A 16,510-nucleotide genomic window follows, 5' to 3' on the forward strand; every position below is an offset into this window, starting at 1 on the left:
CCCCGGGCACCCGACCACCCCGGGTGGTCTCAGCAGAGGCCCAGCGCGCGCCCCCGCTCGACCGCCTCCCGCCGGGAACCGACGTCCAGCTTGCGGTACAGGCTGCGCGTGTAGCCCTTCACCGTGTTGATCGACAGGTGCAGCGCCGCCCCCACCTCGCGCTGGCTCAGCGGACCCCGCAGCGCCCGGAGCACCGACACCTCGCGCTCGGTCAGCGGTTCGGCGAGGACCGCGCGCACCCGTGCGGTGGCCCGCCGGCCCGCTCGTGCCTCCACCGTGGCGAGCCGCCGGTCGAGGTACGGGGACGGCGGAGCAGCCGGCCGCGCCTCCCGGGCCCGGTCGAGGAACCGCAGCGCGGCGGTGGGGTCGCCGTCGGCCAGGGCGGTCTCGGCCGCGCTCAGCAGCACCAGCACGGCCACCGCCGGATGCGCCTGGACCCCGACCAGGTCGGCGGCCCGCCGGGACCGGTCCCGGGCCGAGCGCGACCGGCCGCAGCGCTGGTCGAGCACCGAGCGGGTCGCGTACAGCAGCGCCAGCGCCGCCGCGGCGGCGTCGCCGAGGTCGGCCTCGAGGGCCGCCGCGTCGTGCTCGGTGGCGCGCAGCAAGCGCCCGGCGCGCGCTCCGCGGTCGGGATCGGCGTCGGGCTGGACCAGGCGCCAGGCCAGCAGTCCGGCGACCTCCAGGCGGGAGAAGGCCGGCAGCACGGCCGCCGCCGGTGACCGCCAGGCCAGCTCCAGGTGGGTGGCGGCGTCGGTCCAGCGCCCGTCGGCGAGCAGGGCCCCGGCGAGGGCCACCCGGGCGACCACCCAGCCGGGCAGCCGGTCGTCGGTCTCCGCAGCCACCGCCGCCCGGGCGGCGGCCAGCGCGACGTCCGGCGACGCCGCGGCCGCCGTGCCGTACACGGCGCGGAGGGCAGCGATCGCCCCCCTCGGCCCGGCGAATCCCGGGAAGCCGGTGCCGCGGTCGCCGGCGTCGAGCCGTGCCCGGGCCCGGTCCAGCAGGTCCGGCACCCGGTCCAGGCGACCGGTGACCCCGGCCGCCCAGGCCAGCGAGAGCAGCAGCGGTACCGATCGTGCTACGACGGCCGGGTCGAGCCGGTCGCCGAGTTCGGCGAAGACCCCGACCCGTGCCGTGGCGAGGAACGTGCCGCTGCTCTGCACCAGCCAGTCGGCGGCACCGGCGGAGTCGCCGGCCTCGATACGGGCGCCGATCGCCTCCTCGACCAGCCCCTGCTCCCAGAACCACGCCGCAGCCCGGCGCTGCACCGCGGCCGCTGCCGTCTCGTCGGCCAGGCCGCGGCGCAGGGCCGCCCGGAACAGCGGATGGACGCGGTACCAGGCGTCGTCGCCCGCCATCCCGCCGTCGTCCACCGCGAAGACGAAGACGCCGTCGCGGGCCAGGCCGGCGAGGACCGCGCCGGAACCGGTGCGGTCCAGGACCGCGTCGCACAGCGGGCCGGACAGCCGGCCCAGCGCCGCGGTGCGCAGGAGGAGGTCGCGGCGGTCCGGTGCCTGGCCGGCGAGCACCTCGCCGAGCAGGTAGTCGACGGCGTGCTGCCGGCCGGCCGGCCCCGGCGGCGACATGCGTCCGGAGGCGCGGTCGCGCAGGGCCAGCGCGCCGAGGACCAGGCCGGCCGCCCAGCCCTCGGTGCGGGCGAGGAGGTCGCCGAGCGCGGCGGGCTCGGCGCCACCGGCAGTGGGCCCGCCCGGGAGGAACGACGCGACCAGCGCCCGCCCCTCGTCGGCGGTGAAGCGCAGGTCGGCGGCGTCCAGCTCGGCCAGCCGGCCCCGCGCCCGGAGCCGGACGAGACCGACCGGGGGCTCGGCACGACCGGCGAGGACCACCCGCAGCGCGCGGGGCAGGTGGTCGAGGAGGAACTCCAGTCCGCCGACGACCCGGGGGTCGGTGACCTCGTGGACGTCGTCGAGGACCAGCACGGCCGGGTCCTCCCGGGCAGCGAAGCCGTTGAGCAGCTCCGGGACGGCCACGTCGAGCGGATCCACCGAGGGGACGGTGAGCGCGCGCAGGACCGGCTCGGCGAGATCCGGAGCCGGGCCGGCCAGCGCGGTGGCCACGTACGTCCAGAACCGCGCGGGGTCGTCCTCGCCGGGTTCCAGGGTCACCCAGGCGAGCGGCAGGCCGGCGGACCGGGCCCACGCCGCGAGCAGGGTGGACTTGCCCCAGCCGCCACCGGCGACCACCGCGGTCACCGGGGTGTCCCGGACGGCGTCCAGGCGGCGCAGCAGCCGGGGTCGGGCGACCAGCGCGGCGGGCACCGGTGGCACGGTCAGCTTCCCGGCGAGGAGCGGGCCACCGGCGCGCGGCTGCCTCGACACGACGGCTCCTCCCCCGGCCCGCCGGTGCCGGCCGTCCCCGGCAGGTGTACCGGCGGGGGCGATCGGCGTCCATGCCGCCCGGCGCCCTGCTTGACTCGGGGCATGACTGCGCCGCTCCCGGAGCCCGACCCGCTGATCGACCCGGACCAGCCCGTGCCCGACGACCCCGCCGAGCTGCTGCCCGACGCGCCGGAACCGCTGCCGCCGCCGCCGGTCGAGGCGACGCCCGACGATCCCGGCGGTGACCCCGGAGGCGTGCCCGAGCCCGCCTGACGGGCTCAGGTCCGCGGTTCGCGGCCGAACGGCTGCCGCGGCTCGGGCAGCAGCGGCGCCGGGGCACGCAGCGGCGCGCGGGCGGGTTCCTCCGCCGTCACCTGCAGCGGCGCGCCGTCGACCACCACGGTCACCGGGCCCTCGCCCCGGACGAGGGTGACCGTGGTGCCCTCCCGGGTCGTCTCCACCCGGAGCACCCGCCCGCGCCAGGTGACCGAGTACGCGGTGCGGGTCAGCCGCGCCGGCAGCAGCGGCGCGAGCTCGAGGTCGTCGCGGTCCTCCCGCAGCCCGCCCAGGCCGGCCACCAGCCCCAGCCACGCACCGCCCACCGCGGCCATGTGCAGGCCCCCGCCGGTGTCCCCGCGCACGTCCCGCAGGTCGACCAGCGCGCACTCGCGGAGGTACCGCAGCGCCAGGTCGGGGTGCTGCGCCTGCGCGCAGACCACCGCCTGGACGGCGGCCGACAGGGAGGAGTCGCGGACGGTGCGCGCCTCGTAGTAGTCGAGGTCGCGCGCGACCTCCTCGTCGGTGAAGGCGTCGCGGCACCACCACAGGGCCAGCACCAGGTCGGCCTGCTTGAGCACCTGGCGCCGGTAGAACATCGCGTAGTGGTGGTGCTCCTGCACCGGATAGGAGTCGGCCTCGTCCTCGAACGGCCACTCGCGGTACGCGGTGAAGTTGGTGTTCATCGGGTGCACGCCCAGCCCCTCGTCCCACGGCACGTGCACCGTCGCGGCGGCGGCGCGCCAGGCGGCGATCTCGGTGGCATCCACGCCGAGCTCCGCCGCGCGCGCCTCCAGCCGCCGGCACGACTGCGCGGCCCACCGGAGGTTGTCGCGGGCCATGAGGTTGGTGAACACGTTGTCGTCGACGACCCCGGTGTACTCGTCGGGGCCGGTCACGCCGAACAGGTGCCAGCCGCCGTCGACGTCCTCGTGGCCGACGCACATCCAGAAGCGCGCCGTCTCGACCAGCACGGCCAGGCCGCCGAGGGTGTCCAGGTCCTGGCCGGTCACGTTCTGGTACAGCCAGAAGGCCCGGGCGATGTCGGCGTTGACGTGCATCGCGGCCGTGCTGGCCGGCCAGTACGCCGAGGTCTCCCGGCCGCTGATCGTGCGCCAGGGATAGCAGGCACCCCTTTGACCGAGGGTGCGGGCCCGGTCGCGGGCCATGTCGAGGGTGCCGGCCCGGAACCGCAGCAGCCGCTCGGCCGCCGCCGGCCGCAGCAGGGTGAGGGCGGGCAGCACGAAGCCCTCGACGTCCCAGAAGGTGTGGCCGCTGTACCCGATGCCGGTGAGCCCCTTGGCGCCGATGGGGGCGCCGGTGATGCAGGCGGACGCGCAGTACAGCTGGAAGACCGCGTAGCGCAGCGCCTGCTGCAGCTCGGGATCGCCGTCGACCTCGACGTCGGCGGTGGCCCACAGGTCGTCCAGCACGGCACGCTGCCGGGCGAGCAGGCCGTCCCAGCCCAGGTCGAGAGCGGAGTGGACGGCGGTGCGCGCCTCCCCGCCCAGGGAGTCGGCGCTGGCCTCGCGCGACCACGTGTGCGCGACGACCTTGACGACGGCGAGTGCGTCCCCCGGGCCGAGGTCGCCGGCCACGGTGGTCACCACCCGCCGCGGATCGCAGCGGCTCTCCACACGTCCTCCCTCGACGACGTGGGACACCGCGGCGGCCACCGAGATGCCGGAGTGCCGCGTCCGGGAGACCAGGGCGCCACCGCGGTCGGCGTGCTCGGACAGCAGCGGCTCGAAGGCGTTCTCCAGGCGCTCGCCGACCCGCGGGTCGTCGTTGTCGACGCCGGTCGGCGTGATCTCGCCGTCGACCAGCTCCGACCGGACGACGACGTGCGCGGCGCCGTCCAGCGCCCGGACCTCGTACCGCACGGCGCTGACCGACCGCTCCACCAGCGACACCAGCCGCTGCGAGTGCACCTCGATCGTCGTGCCGGCCGCCGTCGTCCAGCGCACCCGGCGGTCGAGGATGCCGGCGCGCAGGTCCAGCGTGCGCTCGTGGACCGCCGGCCCGATCTCCCGGACGTCCAGCGGCACGCCGTCCACCAGGAGGCGCAGCGGCGTGCCGTCGGCGACGGTGAGCATCGCCTGGCCCTCCTGCGGGTGCCCGTAGCTGTCCTCGGGATAGGACAGCGGATGGGTCTCGTAGACCCCGGACAGGTGGGTGCCCCGGTTGGCGTGCGGCTCGACCTCGTCGAGCGTCCCGCGGATGCCCAGGTAGCCGTTGCACAGGCTGAAGACGGACTCGGCGACGGCGAGCGTCCCGGTGTCCACGTGCGGCTCGCGCACCAGCCACGGATCGGTGTCCAGCCTCGGGGCGGTCATGGCAGCCTGCCTCCTCGGGAAGCGGTCCGGGGACCCTGCTGTCCCCGCGTCCGTCCTAGCGGTCCGGGTGCCGCACCGCGATCCGGACGGGCGGTGCGCACCGTTCACCGCACGGTCCGTCGCCGAGCAGCGACTCCGGTGCCGGCGACCGCCCGCACCGGCCGGCCGGCGCCGTGCTCGATCGAGTGCAGCTCCACCCCTAGCCCTGGCGGCGCACCATCTCGGCGATCCAGACCGGCGCGAACGGCGACGTGCAGCCCGGGGAGGTCGGGTAGTCCTCGAGCACGCGGAGGCGCTCACCGATCTCGATGGCCCGGGCGCGGTGCTCGGGGTGCTCGATCCCGATGCGGGCCAGGCACTCGTTCATCGCCCACTGCAGGCGCTCCGGGGCGTCGGCCATCTCGGCCTCGATGACGTCGAGCAGCCCGGCCAGGTCCAGGCCCTCGGGCGTCTTGACCACGCGCGCGCTGGTCAGCGCCCAGCCGGCGCCGGCCACGACCGGATCGGGGTCGGCGGTCCAGGCGAGCCGCAGCTCCTCGGCGTGCGGGCTCTTCTTGACCACGTACTCCACGAGCCAGCCGTGCACCTTGGGTGCCCGCGCCTCGCGGAGCATGGCGTCGAGCTCCTCGCGGCCGAACGCCTTCGGCCGGCAGACCAGCAGGGCCAGCAGCCGGGCCGCGGTGTCCCCGGTGGCCCACAGCTCGCGCGCGAGGTCGTGCTGGGTCTTCAGCCGCTTGGCCAGCGCCCGGAGCCTGCCGAGGTTGACGCCGTGGTCGTCGCCGTGCCGCTCGTTGACCGCCCGCGCCTTCGGGTCCTCGAGCGCGGCCAGCTCGGCCAGCACCTCGTCGACCGCCGGCGGGGCGAGCGTCGTCCCGGTCACCTGTGCCTCCTGTCCGCGGGAGCTGGGGAGGCGCCCATCATGGCCCGTCGGGCCACTCCAGCGGTCGCACCGGGGGATCCGCGTCCGCGGTCGCCCGCCGCTCGGCCAGGGCGACGAGCGCGGGTACCACGTCCCGGGGATGTGGCATGGCCGCGATCTCGGCCGCCACCTCCCGCGCCGCCGTCCGCAGCGACGCGTCCCCGGCGAGCCGGTGCAGCGCGTCCGTCGTCAGCCCGGCCAGCGGAACGGCGAGCCCGGCGCCGCGGGCCGCGACCAGCCGGGCGTGCAGGGTCCGGTCGCCGGCGCCGGGGACGACGAGCTGCGGCACCCCGGCGGCCAGCGCCGCCAGGACGGTTCCCGATCCCCCGTGGTGCACGATGCCGGCCACGTGCGGCAGCACCGCGGCGAAGGGCAGCCAGTCGGCCGTCCGGACGTTCGGTGGCAGCGGCCGGCGGGTCACCCACCGGTCCGGCCGGACCAGGACGACGTCGACGTCGGCGCCGGCCGCGGCCTCGACCACGGTGGTCATGAGCCGGTCACGACGGGGGTCGTCGGCCGTCGACCGGCTCACCAGCAGCACCGGGCGGGTCCCCGGGTCGAGCAGGTCCTGCGGCACGTCGCCGGACCCCCCGGACGCAACGGGCCGCATCGGATGCCCGCGCCGCTCCCCCACCAGGCCGGCCGGCACGGCGGTGATCGTGGCGGCTGGCGCGGGGAGCGCCGCGACGCCGTACCGCCGGACGACCCGGTCGAGATGCCCCACCACCGCCTCGAGCAGCCTGCGGCCGTCGTAGATCAGCGCGTCGACCAGGACCGCCGGGACCCCCAGCCGCGCGGCCGCGACGGCACCGGCCGGCGCGAGGCCCTCGTGGAGGACCAGGTCCGGCCGCCAGCCGTCGGCCAGGCGCACCAGCCCGTCGACGGTCCGCTCGGTGACGGCCGCGAACAGCAGGCCGACGCCGTCGGTGCCCTCGTCGCCCCGGACCATCCGCAGCACGGGCAGCGGATGCCGCAGCAGCGGACGCGCGAAGACCCGGCGGACGTCCAGCCCCGGCGCCACGTCGTGAACCGGGACGCCGGCTCGCTGCCCGGCCGTCACCCCCTCGGCGGCAGTGGCCAGCCGCACCTCGTGCCCGGCGTCCCGGAGCGCGAGCGCCAACGGGACGAGCGGCAGGACGTGCCCGACGAGGGGCGAGGCGACCACGAGCACCCGCACCGCCGCGACGTTCCTCCGGAGGGCACCGGAGGGCAAGGCGTTCCTCCTCCGAGGCCCGCGAGCTCAGCCGCCCAGGGCGTCGCGGGCGACCCCGGCGCAGCGGAGGTCCTCCTCCGGAGTGGCGCCGCTGACCCCGACCGCGGCGACCGGCCGGCCCCCGATCACGATCGGCAGCCCGCCGGGCAGCGTCGTGGGCCGGAAGGGCAACTGCTCGGCCGCCAGGTCGAAGACGTCGGGATAGGCCTCCCGCAGCCCGGAGACATCGGCGGAGGGCCGGCCGAACGCGACGGCGGTCCGAGCCTTGGACCGGGCGATCCCGGCGGTGAACCACGCCGCGCCGTCGCCCCGGACGACGACGAGGTCGTGGCCGAGCCCGTCGACGACGGCGAGGCTGACCCCGAGGCCGGACCGGGCCGCCTCGGCGAGGGCGGCGTCCACCGCGGCGCGGACCCGGTCGAGGGGCGGTTCGGCCTGCATGTCGGTCCCTCCCGGGGATCGGGGTGCGGTCAGGCCGCCGGCTCCTGCAGCGCGTCGGTGAGCAGCGCGACCAGCGCGTCCAGCTGCACGTCCGTCGACGAGCCCGGCGCCTCGTCCGAGCCGTCCAGCGCCCGGGCGGCGAGCCCGGCCTTGCTGTCGATCAGCTCGGCGATGCGGGCGTCGATGGTCTGCGCCGCGATGACCCGCCAGGCGGTGACCGGCTCGGTCTGGCCGATGCGGTGGCTGCGGTCGATGGCCTGGGTCTGCTCCGCATCGGTCCACGACAGCTCGGCGAGCACGATGTTGGAGGCGACCTGCAGGTTCAGCCCGACCCCGGCGGCGGTGAGGGAGCAGACGGCGATCGCGACGTCGGGATCCTCCACGAAGGCGTCGACCTCCTTCTGCCGCACGGACGGCGTCTGGTCACCCCGCACCGAGGCGAACCGCACGCCCTGCCGGGCGAAGATCTCCTCGGCGGCGTCCATGACGTCGACGTGCTTGGCGAAGAAGACCACCTTGCCGGCGCTGCGTGCCAGCTGGGCGGCGTAGTCGGCGGCCAGGCCGGCCTTCGCCTGCCCGATCCGCCGCATCATGCTGAACACGTTCTCGCCGGTCGAGGCGGCGGAGTCCTTGAGCTCCGAGCGGGCCACCCGGCGCACCAGCGCCGCGTCGATGCCCTCCCCCTCGTCGACGGAGCGGTAGGCCAGCGCCGTGCGGTACTGGGTCACCATCCGCCGCACCAGGTCGCGCTCGGCCGCGCGGATCGACCGGCCGGCCGGCCCCTCCAGCTCGACGGGCAGGTCGGCGATGCGGCGCGCGGGGATGTCGGCGGCCACGTCGACCTTGCGGCGGCGCACGATGCCCTGGTCGATCACGCACCGGCGGGCGGCGGCGGAGAACCCGGGGTCGGCCGGCGTCAGCCCGGTCGCCTCGAGCGCCGCCATGAGCTCGCCCAGCGGCTTGCCGTCGTCGATCCAGCCGAGGAACTGCCAGATGGCCCGGAAGTCGTCGATGTCGTTGATCAGCGGCGTGCCGGTCAGCGCCATCAGCAGCGGCCGCGGCGTGCGAGCGCGGATCCGGTCGGCCAGGTGCAGCACGTGCTGCGACCGCTGCGAGGTCTTGTTCTTGATGAAGTGCGCCTCGTCGATGACCATGCCGCCGAAGCCGAAGCTGCCCAGCCAGCCGACGTGCCGGTCGAGCACGTCGTAGTTGACGACGACGATGTCGGCGAACCCGTCGACGGTGGCGCCGTCGCCCTGGACCACGGTGGCCGTCCGGTGCGGCGTCCAGCGGCCGGCCTCGCGGGCCCAGTTGGTCTTGACCACGTTGGGCACGACCACGAGCAGGGGGAAGGCGCCGGCGGCCTCGGCGGCCAGCAGCGCCTGGGCGGTCTTGCCCAGGCCCGGCTCGTCGGCGAGCAGGAAGGTGCGGTGGCCGGCGGCCGCGGCGGCCACCAGCTGCCCCTGGTGCGGCATGAGCTCGAGCCCGGCCGGGGTGAAGCGGGAGGTCGGGAAGGGCAGGTCCATGCACGCCGGCGCTCCCCCGCCGGCCCGCTCGAACGAGGTGAACAGCGGCCCGAGCAGCTCCCAGCCGGCCAGCCGCTGCGGGCGCACGGGGCGCGGGGCGGCGGCGGAGAAGTCGGGGGCCAGGAACGGGTTGGCCAGCTGCCGGGAGATCACCGACTGGGGCACGGTGCGCCGCTCGGGCACCACGGGCGCCTCGGCCGGCTCGGCCGGCGCCTCCACCTCGGGAGCGACCTCGACGCCGGCGGCGGCGAGCATCTCGCGCTTGAGCGTGCGCGCCTCGTCGGACACGACGGCGTCCTCGGCGAGCAGGGCCAGCAGCCCGGCGTCGCGGACGGCGGTGGTCGCGAGGATGGTGGCGACGCCGTCCAGCCGCTTCAGCTGCTCGGTGCGGGCGCCGTCGCTGACCCCCGTGGCGCCCTGCACGCGCGCCCGCTCGTCGCGCAGCAGCAGCGCGACGGCCTGGAACCGGGCGCGGACGCCGGGCGTCACCCGCCCCCGCTGCGCGGCCGACTCGACCTCGCGCGCGTTCATGGCGAGCACCGCGATGACGTCACCGCGGTGGCGGGGCCGCCGCTGCTCGCGTGACGCGGGACGGCGCCTGCCGCCCTGCCGCTGGCCGGGTCGGGCCACGTACTCCTCCTCCACACGCCGCGGCGCGAGCGCCGCGGCAGCATCCCGCACCGTGCCGCAGGTGCCGGCGGACGGCGTCCACGGGCCGCGGCGTCACCGACGCCGGGCCGGGGGCGTCCGGCGCGGACCTGCGCCGCGCGGCGGCGGGTCTCTCGCGGCGACCGGGCACGGCCGGGTCACCGTCCGGCCACGCGGGGACGCGGGGCCGGTGCCTCGCCCGGGACAACACCGACGGGGCCGCAGCATTCCCGGCCCCGGCCGCGGGACCGGGTGGCTGAACGGTACGCGGCGGCCCCGGGGTACCGCCATCCGGCGTGCGCGACGTCGGCGCTCAGCCCCGGGCGGCGAACACCTCGGGCGGGATCGGCGCCGGCGGCGCCATCGTCAGGTAGTCGCCGGGGAAGCCCGCCGGATCGAGGTCGGCGGGCTGCCAGCCCTCGAGCAGTCGGGTGCCGTCGACGGTGTACACGGGCCGGTCGAACTCCTTGAGCAGCGGCAGGCTGTAGGCCACCCGGCCGGTGACCCGGGAGGGGTCCTCCGACGCCAGGAGCAGCGCGGCCTCGGCCATCGTGTCCTCCGGCTCCGACGGCCATCCCGGGACGGCGCCCGCCGCGTGCTCGGTGGCGACGCCGCGGTTGGGAGCCAGCGAGTTGACCGCGATGTGGTCGTCGTAGAGCTCCATCGCCGCGCCGGTGCTCAGCCGGTCGAGGAACGCCTTCGACCCGCCGTAGAGCACCGATCCGGCGAGCGGGTGCGGAGCGAACGGCGGGCCGACCCGCGGCCCGGCCTGCCGGGAGGAGAGGTTGACCACCCAGCCGGTGCCCAGCGCCCGCATGCTCGGGACGACCGCCGCCATGAGCGCCCAGGTGCTCCAGATGTTGGTCTCGACGGTGTCGTAGAACCACTCCCGCCGCATGTCCGCGAACGGCACGTCGTAGCGGCGGGTGGCGGCGGCGTTGTTGACGAGCACGCCGACCGGGCAACCCATCGACCGCTCGATCCCGCGGACGAGGGCGGTGCGGTCGAGTGCGGCGTCGCCGAGGTCGGCGACAAACGCCTGCGCCGTCCCGCCGTCGGCGGCGATCGTGGCGACGGTCTCCTCGAGCGACCCCGCCAGCGATCCGCTGCCCGGCCGCATGGTCCGCGACACGGCGGCCACGGGCAGCCCGGCCGAGGCCAGCCGCCGGGCGATCGCCCGGCCGATCCCCCGGCTCGCGCCGGTCACCACGGCGCAGTACGCAGGGTCGCTCATGCTGTCGTCCTCTCGTCGGTCAGCCGCACCAGCTGCTTGCCCCGGTTCTCGCCCCGCAGCAGCCGCGCCAGCGCGGCGGGGGCCTGCTCCAGCCCGTCCACGACGTCCTCCCGGTACCGCAACCGGCCGTCGCGCAGCCGCGGCAGCGCCCACGCGCGGTACTCCGGCGCCCGGTCGTAGTGGTCGTGGACGACGAACCCCTCGATCCGGAGCCGCTTGCGCAGCACCGGCCGCAGCGGCGGGCCGGACGGGCTCTCGGCGGCGTTGTACTCCCCCGCCATGCCGCAGACGACCAGGCGGCCGAAGTCGGCCAGCCGCGGGAAGACGGCGTCGAGGACCGGTCCGCCGACGTTGTCGAGGTAGACGTCGACCCCGTCGGGGCAGAGGCGGTCCAGCTCCGCGCCGACGTCGGAGGCGGCCCGGTCGACGCACCCGTCGAGACCCAGCTCGTCGACGACGAAGCGGACCTTGTCGCCGCTGGCGATGCCGACCACCCGCGCTCCGCGGTCCCGGGCCACCTGACCGGCGACCATGCCGACCGCGCCCCCGGCCGCGGAGACGACCACCGTGTCGCCCGGCCGGACCGCGGCGACCAGCTCGATGCCGCACCACCCGACCAGGCCCGAGCGACCGAGGACGCCCAGTTCCTCGGCCGGGGAGGTGCCGTCGGCGGGGTCGATCCGGTCCAGCCGGTCGCCGTCCACGGCGTGCAGCTCCTGCCAGTGCGAGCCGCCCCTGACCAGGTCGCCCGGGACGAAGCCGGGGTGCCGCGACTCGAGGACCTCCCCCACCAGGGCGCCGTCCAGCCCGGCGGACGCCGGCACCACGCCGGCCAAGACGACGTCCCCGACCGCCGCCACGGCGCCCAGAGGCGGCGTCGTCCCGGGGGCCGGCAGCCGCCGCCGGGCGCTCGGGTCGATGGACAGGAGCAGCCCGCGGAACAGGACCTGCCCGGGGCCCGGGCGCGGCGCCGGCAGCTCCACGACCGCGAAGTCCTCCGGGCGCGGACTGCCCACGGGCGCGCGGACGACCCGTACCGCCCGGTGCCTGTCGGTCACGCGCCGTTCCGATCCTTCCCGAGCAATCGCTTGGTCAAGACGAACGTATCGGCCGACCCGCGAGCAGCGCAAGACCGTGCGCGAGCCGGGTGGCGCCGCGAGGGCCTTGCCCGCGCCCGCCACCCACCGGACCATCGGGGCACGCACGGCGACCCCGGAGGTGGGCATGCGCAGCGACGCGCGCGAGAACCGGCTGCGGCTGGTCCGGGCGACCCGCGACGTCGTCGGCCGGGCCGGGTCCACCGACGTCGGCGTCCGGACGATCGCCGCGGAGGCCGGCGTCAGCCTCGCCACGCTCTACCGCCACTTCGACGGCCGCGGCGCCCTCGTCGACGAGGTGTCGCTCGTGCGCTGGTCGCGCATGGCGGAGCTGGCGGCCGCGCCGGACCCCGACGGCGAGCCGGTGGACCACGTGCTCGGCGTCCTGGACACCTACACGCGGATGACCACCCGGGACACCGACTTCATCCGCGCCGCCCGGATCGAGGTGGGCCGCCGGCCGGTCGAGCACCTGCGGGCGGAGTTCGAGCCCCGGTTCGCCCGTTCCTGGGTGGCCGCCCAGTCCGCGGGGCACATCCGGCGGACCGCCGACCCCCGCGACGCCGTCGAACTGGCCGGCGCGATCCGCGATCCGCGGCGGCGGGTCGCGATGCTCGGCCTGCTGGCCGGCGGCATCTGCACCGACCGGGTGGACGTCGCGGCGTTCGTCGCCCGGACCGTGACGCGCGCACCCAAGTGAGAACTCCCCGCCGCAGTCGTCTCATGTCGGCGCCGCGGCCCGGGGATCGCTGACAGCCTGCCGCCCATGTCGCCCGCACCCACCCCGGAGGCCCCCATGACCGCTCCCGACGCCGAGCAGCTGTGGCGCTGGTCGGCCACCCGCCTGGCCCACGGCATCCGCACCGCGCAGATCTCCGCCCGCGAGGTCGTGCAGAGCTGCCTGGACCGGATCCAGGAGGTCAACCCGCACCTCAACGCCCTGGTCGAGGTCCGCGCGGAGGAGTCCCTCCAGGCGGCCGCCGAGGCCGACCGGCTCACCACCTCGGGCGCCGAGCTCGGCCCGCTGCACGGCGTACCGGTGGCCATCAAGGTCAACTCCGACCAGGCCGGCCACGCCACCACGAACGGCGTCGTCGCGTTCAAGGATGCCGTCGCCACAGCCGACAGCCCCCACGTGGCCAGCTTCCGGAGGTCCGGCGCCATCCTGCTCGGCCGCAGCAACACCCCGGCCTTCTCCTACCGGTGGTTCACCGACAACGACCTGCACGGGCGCACGCTCAACCCCTGGGACGCGGCCCGCACACCCGGCGGCTCCAGCGGCGGCGCCTCCTCCGCCGTCGCCTCGGGGATGGTGCCGATCGCGCACGGCAACGACATCGGCGGGTCGGTCCGCTACCCCGCCTACGCCTGCGGCGTCGTCGGACTGCGGCCGACGGTCGGCCGGGTGGCCGGGCTCTACGGCCCCGAGGGCCAGGACCCGGCGCTGTCGGTGCAGGCCATGCTCGTGCAGGGGCCGCTCGCGCGGTCGGTGGCCGACACCCGGCTCGGGCTGCTCGGTCTGGACCGCCCGGATCCGCGCGACCCCTTCCACGTGCCCGGCGCGCCCGCGGCCACACCGGCCGAGCGACCGCTGCGGGTGGCCCTCGTGCGCGACCACGGTGTCGCGTCCCCGACGGCCGCCGTCACCGAGGCGCTGGACTCCGCCGCCGGCTGGCTCACCGACGCCGGCTACGTGGTCGAGGAGGTCGAGCTGCCGGTGATCGCCGAGGCCTACCGCCTCTGGTACCTGCTCTGCATGGAGGAGTTCCGGACGATCATGCCGCTGGTCGAGGAGGTCGGCGACCACGGCATGAAGCAGGCCGCGGCCAACTACTACGCGGTCGCGGCCGAGTGGTGGGGCACCTCCCCCGGGCTGACCGACTACATGTCCGGCTACGCACGCCGCGGCACGCTCGTCCGCCGGCTCGGCGAGTTCATGGCCCGCTACCCGATCGTCCTGCTGCCGGTGTCGGCCGAGCAGGCCTTCGAGCAGGACGCCGACATCGCCAGTGTGGAGAGCATGCGCCGGGTGATGGCGGCCCAGGCGTCGATGATGGCCATCCCGATGGTCGGCTTCCCCGCGCTGTCGGTGCCCACCGGGGTCGCCGGCGGGCTGCCGGCCGGCGTCCAGCTCATGGGCCGCCGGTTCGACGAGAACGCGATCCTCGACGCCGCCGAGGTCATCGAGGCCCGCGCGGGCACGTTCACCCCGATCGACCCGCGCTGACCCCACCACACCCGGGAGCCCGGGGGCACCGTCCGGTGCCCCCGGGCTCCTGCGCGCCCGTCAGCCCGCGTCGCCGTCCCCGGGCCCGCGCGGAGGCCCCTGCCGGGGCATCGGCGCGTGCAGGTCGAAGTGCACCCCGACCATGCGGACGACGAAGCACAGCGCGGCCGCGCCGATCGCCGTGGCCGGCCCGTGCACGTCCAGCCCGACGACCACGACGGTCGCCGTGGCACCGACCAGCGCGGGGATCGCGTACAGGCCGCTGGTCAGCACGGTCGGCACCTGCCGGACCAGGACGTCGCGCAGCGTGCCGCCGCCGACCCCGGTGACCGCCCCGAGGATCACCGCCTGCGCCGGGCCGAGCCCCAGGTCCAGCGCCTTGCTCGCCCCGGTGACGGCGAACAGGCTCAGGCCGGCGGCGTCCAGCACGGTGATCGGGGTGGCCAGCCGCTCGAGGTGCCGGCCGGCGACGAAGGCGATGAGCCCGCCGCCCGCGGCGACGGCCAGGTAGCGCCAGTCGCCGAACGTGGCCGGCGGCAGGCTGCCGAGCAGGACGTCGCGGATGATGCCGCCGCCGAGCGCGGTGATCATGCCGAGGGTCACCACGCCGACGATGTCCAGGCGGGCCACCCGCAGCGCTGTCAGCGCGCCGTTGAGCGCGAAGGCGAAGGTGCCCAGTAGGTCGAGGGCCAGGAGCACCGGTGGCACCTCGGGAGTCACCCGGCGGTTGTACCAGGGGCCGGCCGGCGTTCCCCGGCCCAGCCGGGTCAGGCGAGCAGCGCGGCCAGCGCGGCGTCGGAGGCGGCCAGCGCGGCGCGGTCGTACGTCGCGCCGGAGGCGAGCAGCTCGTCGGCGCCGGTCCGCTCGGCCAGCTGCTCCAGCCGGCGGCGCACCGTCGCCGGGCTGCCGGCGGCCACGCCCGCCAGCCCCTGCTCGACCCGGACGGCGGTCTGCTCGTCCCAGCCGCGGGCGCGGATGGCGGCCGGCGGCTCCAGCGCCGCGAACAGCCCGGTGCGGCGGGAGGCGACGACCGCCCACGCCTCGGGCAGCGCCAGTTCCCGGGCCTCGGCGTCGGTGTCGGCGACCAGCACGTCCAGCGAGACGGTGACCGCCGGCCGGCTGCCCCGGTGCGGCCGAAAGGCACGGCGGTAGGCGGCCAGCCGGTCGGCCAGCTCCGGCCGGCCGAGCAGGGGGCCGCCCAGCACGACCGGGAGACCGAGCCGGGCGGCGACCTCGACGCCGGCGCCGGTGGCCAGCACGGCGAGCGGCACCGGCGCCCCGGCGACGGGGTGCGCGGTCACCGGCGCGGTGCGTTCCAGGTAGCCGCGGACCTCGGCGACGTCGTCGGCGAAGGTGTCCGGCTCGTCCCCGGTGCGCCGCAGCGCGCGGCGCACCGGGGCGGTGAAGCCGAGCGACCGGCCCAGGCCGAGGTCCACCCTCCCGGGATACAGCGCCGCCAGCATCAGGAACTGCTCGGCGACGACCAGCGGCTGGTGGTTGGGCAGCATCACGCCCCCGGAACCGAGCCGGATCGTCGAGGTGGCCGCGCCGACCGCGGCCAGCAGCACGGCCGGCGCCCCCGACGCGATCCCCGGCACGCCGTGGTGCTCGGCGACCCAGAACCGCTCGTAGCCCAGCCGCTCGGCGGCCACCGCCCGCTCGACGGTGTGCCCGAGCGCCGCCGCCTCGGGCCAGCCGGCGCGGGTACGGGAGCGGTCGAGCAGGGAGAGTCTCACCCCAGGGCCAACCGGGGAGGCCGGGCGGGCCTTCCGCAGGGGTCAGGGGGCGATGACCAGGCGCGCGATCCTCTCCCCCGCCAGGGTGAAGCGGTGCGCCAGGTCGACGACGCCGCCGGGGAAGTCGCCCTCCAGGTGCACCAGGGCGACCCAGTCCGCGCCGTCGCGCCGGGCACCGATCAGCTGCCGGGTGACGGAGAACTGCGCGCCCGCGTGCTGCAGGAAGTCGAGCACCTCGGCGGCGCCGCGATAGCTGCGGCCGTCGTCCTGCACGACGGCGTCGGCGGTGAAGGTCCCGAGGGCGGTGGCGGCATCGCCCGCGGCGTGCGCGGCGAGGTAGCGGGTAACGGCGGCGGGCAGCTCGGGAAGCGGCAGGGCGGTCGACGAGGTCATGCCCTCAGCGTCGGGGCTCCCGGGGCGGGGGGGGGGGGGGGGGGGGGGGGGGGGGGGGGGGGGGGGGGGGGGGGGGGGGGGGGGGGGGGGGGGGGGGGGGGGGGGGGGGGGGGGGGGGGGGGGGGGGG

Annotated in this window: 14 protein-coding genes; 3 read left to right on the forward strand and 11 right to left on the reverse strand. The window is 76.9% G+C overall.

All coding sequences use genetic code 11. From position 1 onward, the window contains the following. Window positions 1-29: 29 nt before the first annotated feature. Entirely contained in the window at window positions 30-2,336 is a 2,307-nt protein-coding gene (locus tag ACI79R_RS23245) for a LuxR C-terminal-related transcriptional regulator (RefSeq protein WP_456576059.1), read from the reverse strand. Between the two features lie 102 nt (window positions 2,337-2,438). Between ACI79R_RS23245 and ACI79R_RS23250 the strand changes: the two genes are divergently transcribed. After that, window positions 2,439-2,609 carry a hypothetical protein gene (locus ACI79R_RS23250; RefSeq protein ID WP_456576060.1) on the forward strand — a complete coding sequence of 57 codons (171 nt, stop codon included), beginning with the start codon at window positions 2,439-2,441 and terminating at the stop codon, window positions 2,607-2,609. A gap of 5 nt (window positions 2,610-2,614) precedes the next feature. Here the strand turns inward: ACI79R_RS23250 and ACI79R_RS23255 are convergent, their stop codons facing one another. The 7 genes from ACI79R_RS23255 to ACI79R_RS23285 form a co-directional block, all read right to left on the reverse strand. Then, window positions 2,615-4,948 (reverse strand): glycoside hydrolase family 65 protein, encoded by a 2,334-nt coding sequence (locus tag ACI79R_RS23255; RefSeq protein ID WP_456576061.1) that lies wholly within the window; start codon window positions 4,946-4,948, stop codon window positions 2,615-2,617. 199 nt (window positions 4,949-5,147) lie between these two features. Next, window positions 5,148-5,828, reverse strand: a complete 681-nt coding sequence (locus ACI79R_RS23260; protein ID WP_456576062.1) for a DNA alkylation repair protein — start codon at window positions 5,826-5,828, stop codon at window positions 5,148-5,150. 37 nt (window positions 5,829-5,865) lie between these two features. After that, entirely contained in the window at window positions 5,866-7,080 is a 1,215-nt protein-coding gene (locus ACI79R_RS23265) for a glycosyltransferase (protein ID WP_456576063.1), read from the reverse strand. Window positions 7,081-7,107: 27 nt separating this feature from the next. Then, complete coding sequence (locus ACI79R_RS23270; RefSeq protein ID WP_456576064.1) at window positions 7,108-7,521, reverse strand: GlcG/HbpS family heme-binding protein; 414 nt, start codon at window positions 7,519-7,521, stop codon at window positions 7,108-7,110. 29 nt (window positions 7,522-7,550) lie between these two features. Next, on the reverse strand, window positions 7,551-9,677 hold the full coding sequence (locus ACI79R_RS23275) for a DEAD/DEAH box helicase (protein ID WP_456576065.1): 2,127 nt from the start codon (window positions 9,675-9,677) through the stop codon (window positions 7,551-7,553). A 331-nt stretch (window positions 9,678-10,008) separates the two neighbouring features. Continuing rightward, a complete protein-coding gene (locus ACI79R_RS23280; RefSeq protein WP_456576066.1) occupies window positions 10,009-10,929 on the reverse strand; it encodes an SDR family NAD(P)-dependent oxidoreductase in 921 nt (306 codons plus the stop codon). Continuing rightward, entirely contained in the window at window positions 10,926-11,987 is a 1,062-nt protein-coding gene (locus tag ACI79R_RS23285; RefSeq protein ID WP_456576067.1) for an NADP-dependent oxidoreductase, read from the reverse strand. The genes ACI79R_RS23280 and ACI79R_RS23285 overlap by 4 nt, the downstream gene beginning before the upstream one ends. A 166-nt stretch (window positions 11,988-12,153) precedes the next feature. Between ACI79R_RS23285 and ACI79R_RS23290 the strand changes: the two genes are divergently transcribed. Together ACI79R_RS23290 and ACI79R_RS23295 are read left to right on the forward strand one after the other, a co-directional pair. Continuing rightward, on the forward strand, window positions 12,154-12,726 hold the full coding sequence (locus ACI79R_RS23290) for a TetR/AcrR family transcriptional regulator (RefSeq protein WP_456576068.1): 573 nt from the start codon (window positions 12,154-12,156) through the stop codon (window positions 12,724-12,726). A gap of 96 nt (window positions 12,727-12,822) precedes the next feature. Beyond that, entirely contained in the window at window positions 12,823-14,253 is a 1,431-nt protein-coding gene (locus ACI79R_RS23295) for an amidase family protein (protein WP_456576069.1), read from the forward strand. A 60-nt stretch (window positions 14,254-14,313) separates the two neighbouring features. On the opposite strand, the gene ACI79R_RS23300 is transcribed toward ACI79R_RS23295, so the two are convergent. Genes ACI79R_RS23300 through ACI79R_RS23310 form a run of 3 tightly spaced genes read right to left on the reverse strand, consistent with a single transcriptional unit; the run spans window position 14,314 to window position 16,382 of the window. Beyond that, on the reverse strand, window positions 14,314-14,973 hold the full coding sequence (locus ACI79R_RS23300) for a trimeric intracellular cation channel family protein (RefSeq protein ID WP_456576070.1): 660 nt from the start codon (window positions 14,971-14,973) through the stop codon (window positions 14,314-14,316). 47 nt (window positions 14,974-15,020) lie between these two features. Beyond that, a complete protein-coding gene (locus ACI79R_RS23305) occupies window positions 15,021-15,989 on the reverse strand; it encodes an MsnO8 family LLM class oxidoreductase (RefSeq protein WP_456576071.1) in 969 nt (322 codons plus the stop codon). A 42-nt stretch (window positions 15,990-16,031) separates the two neighbouring features. Next, window positions 16,032-16,382 carry a nuclear transport factor 2 family protein gene (locus tag ACI79R_RS23310; protein WP_456576072.1) on the reverse strand — a complete coding sequence of 117 codons (351 nt, stop codon included), beginning with the start codon at window positions 16,380-16,382 and terminating at the stop codon, window positions 16,032-16,034. Window positions 16,383-16,510 lie beyond the last annotated feature (128 nt).

This window comes from Blastococcus sp. SYSU D00820 (genome assembly GCF_054050695.1).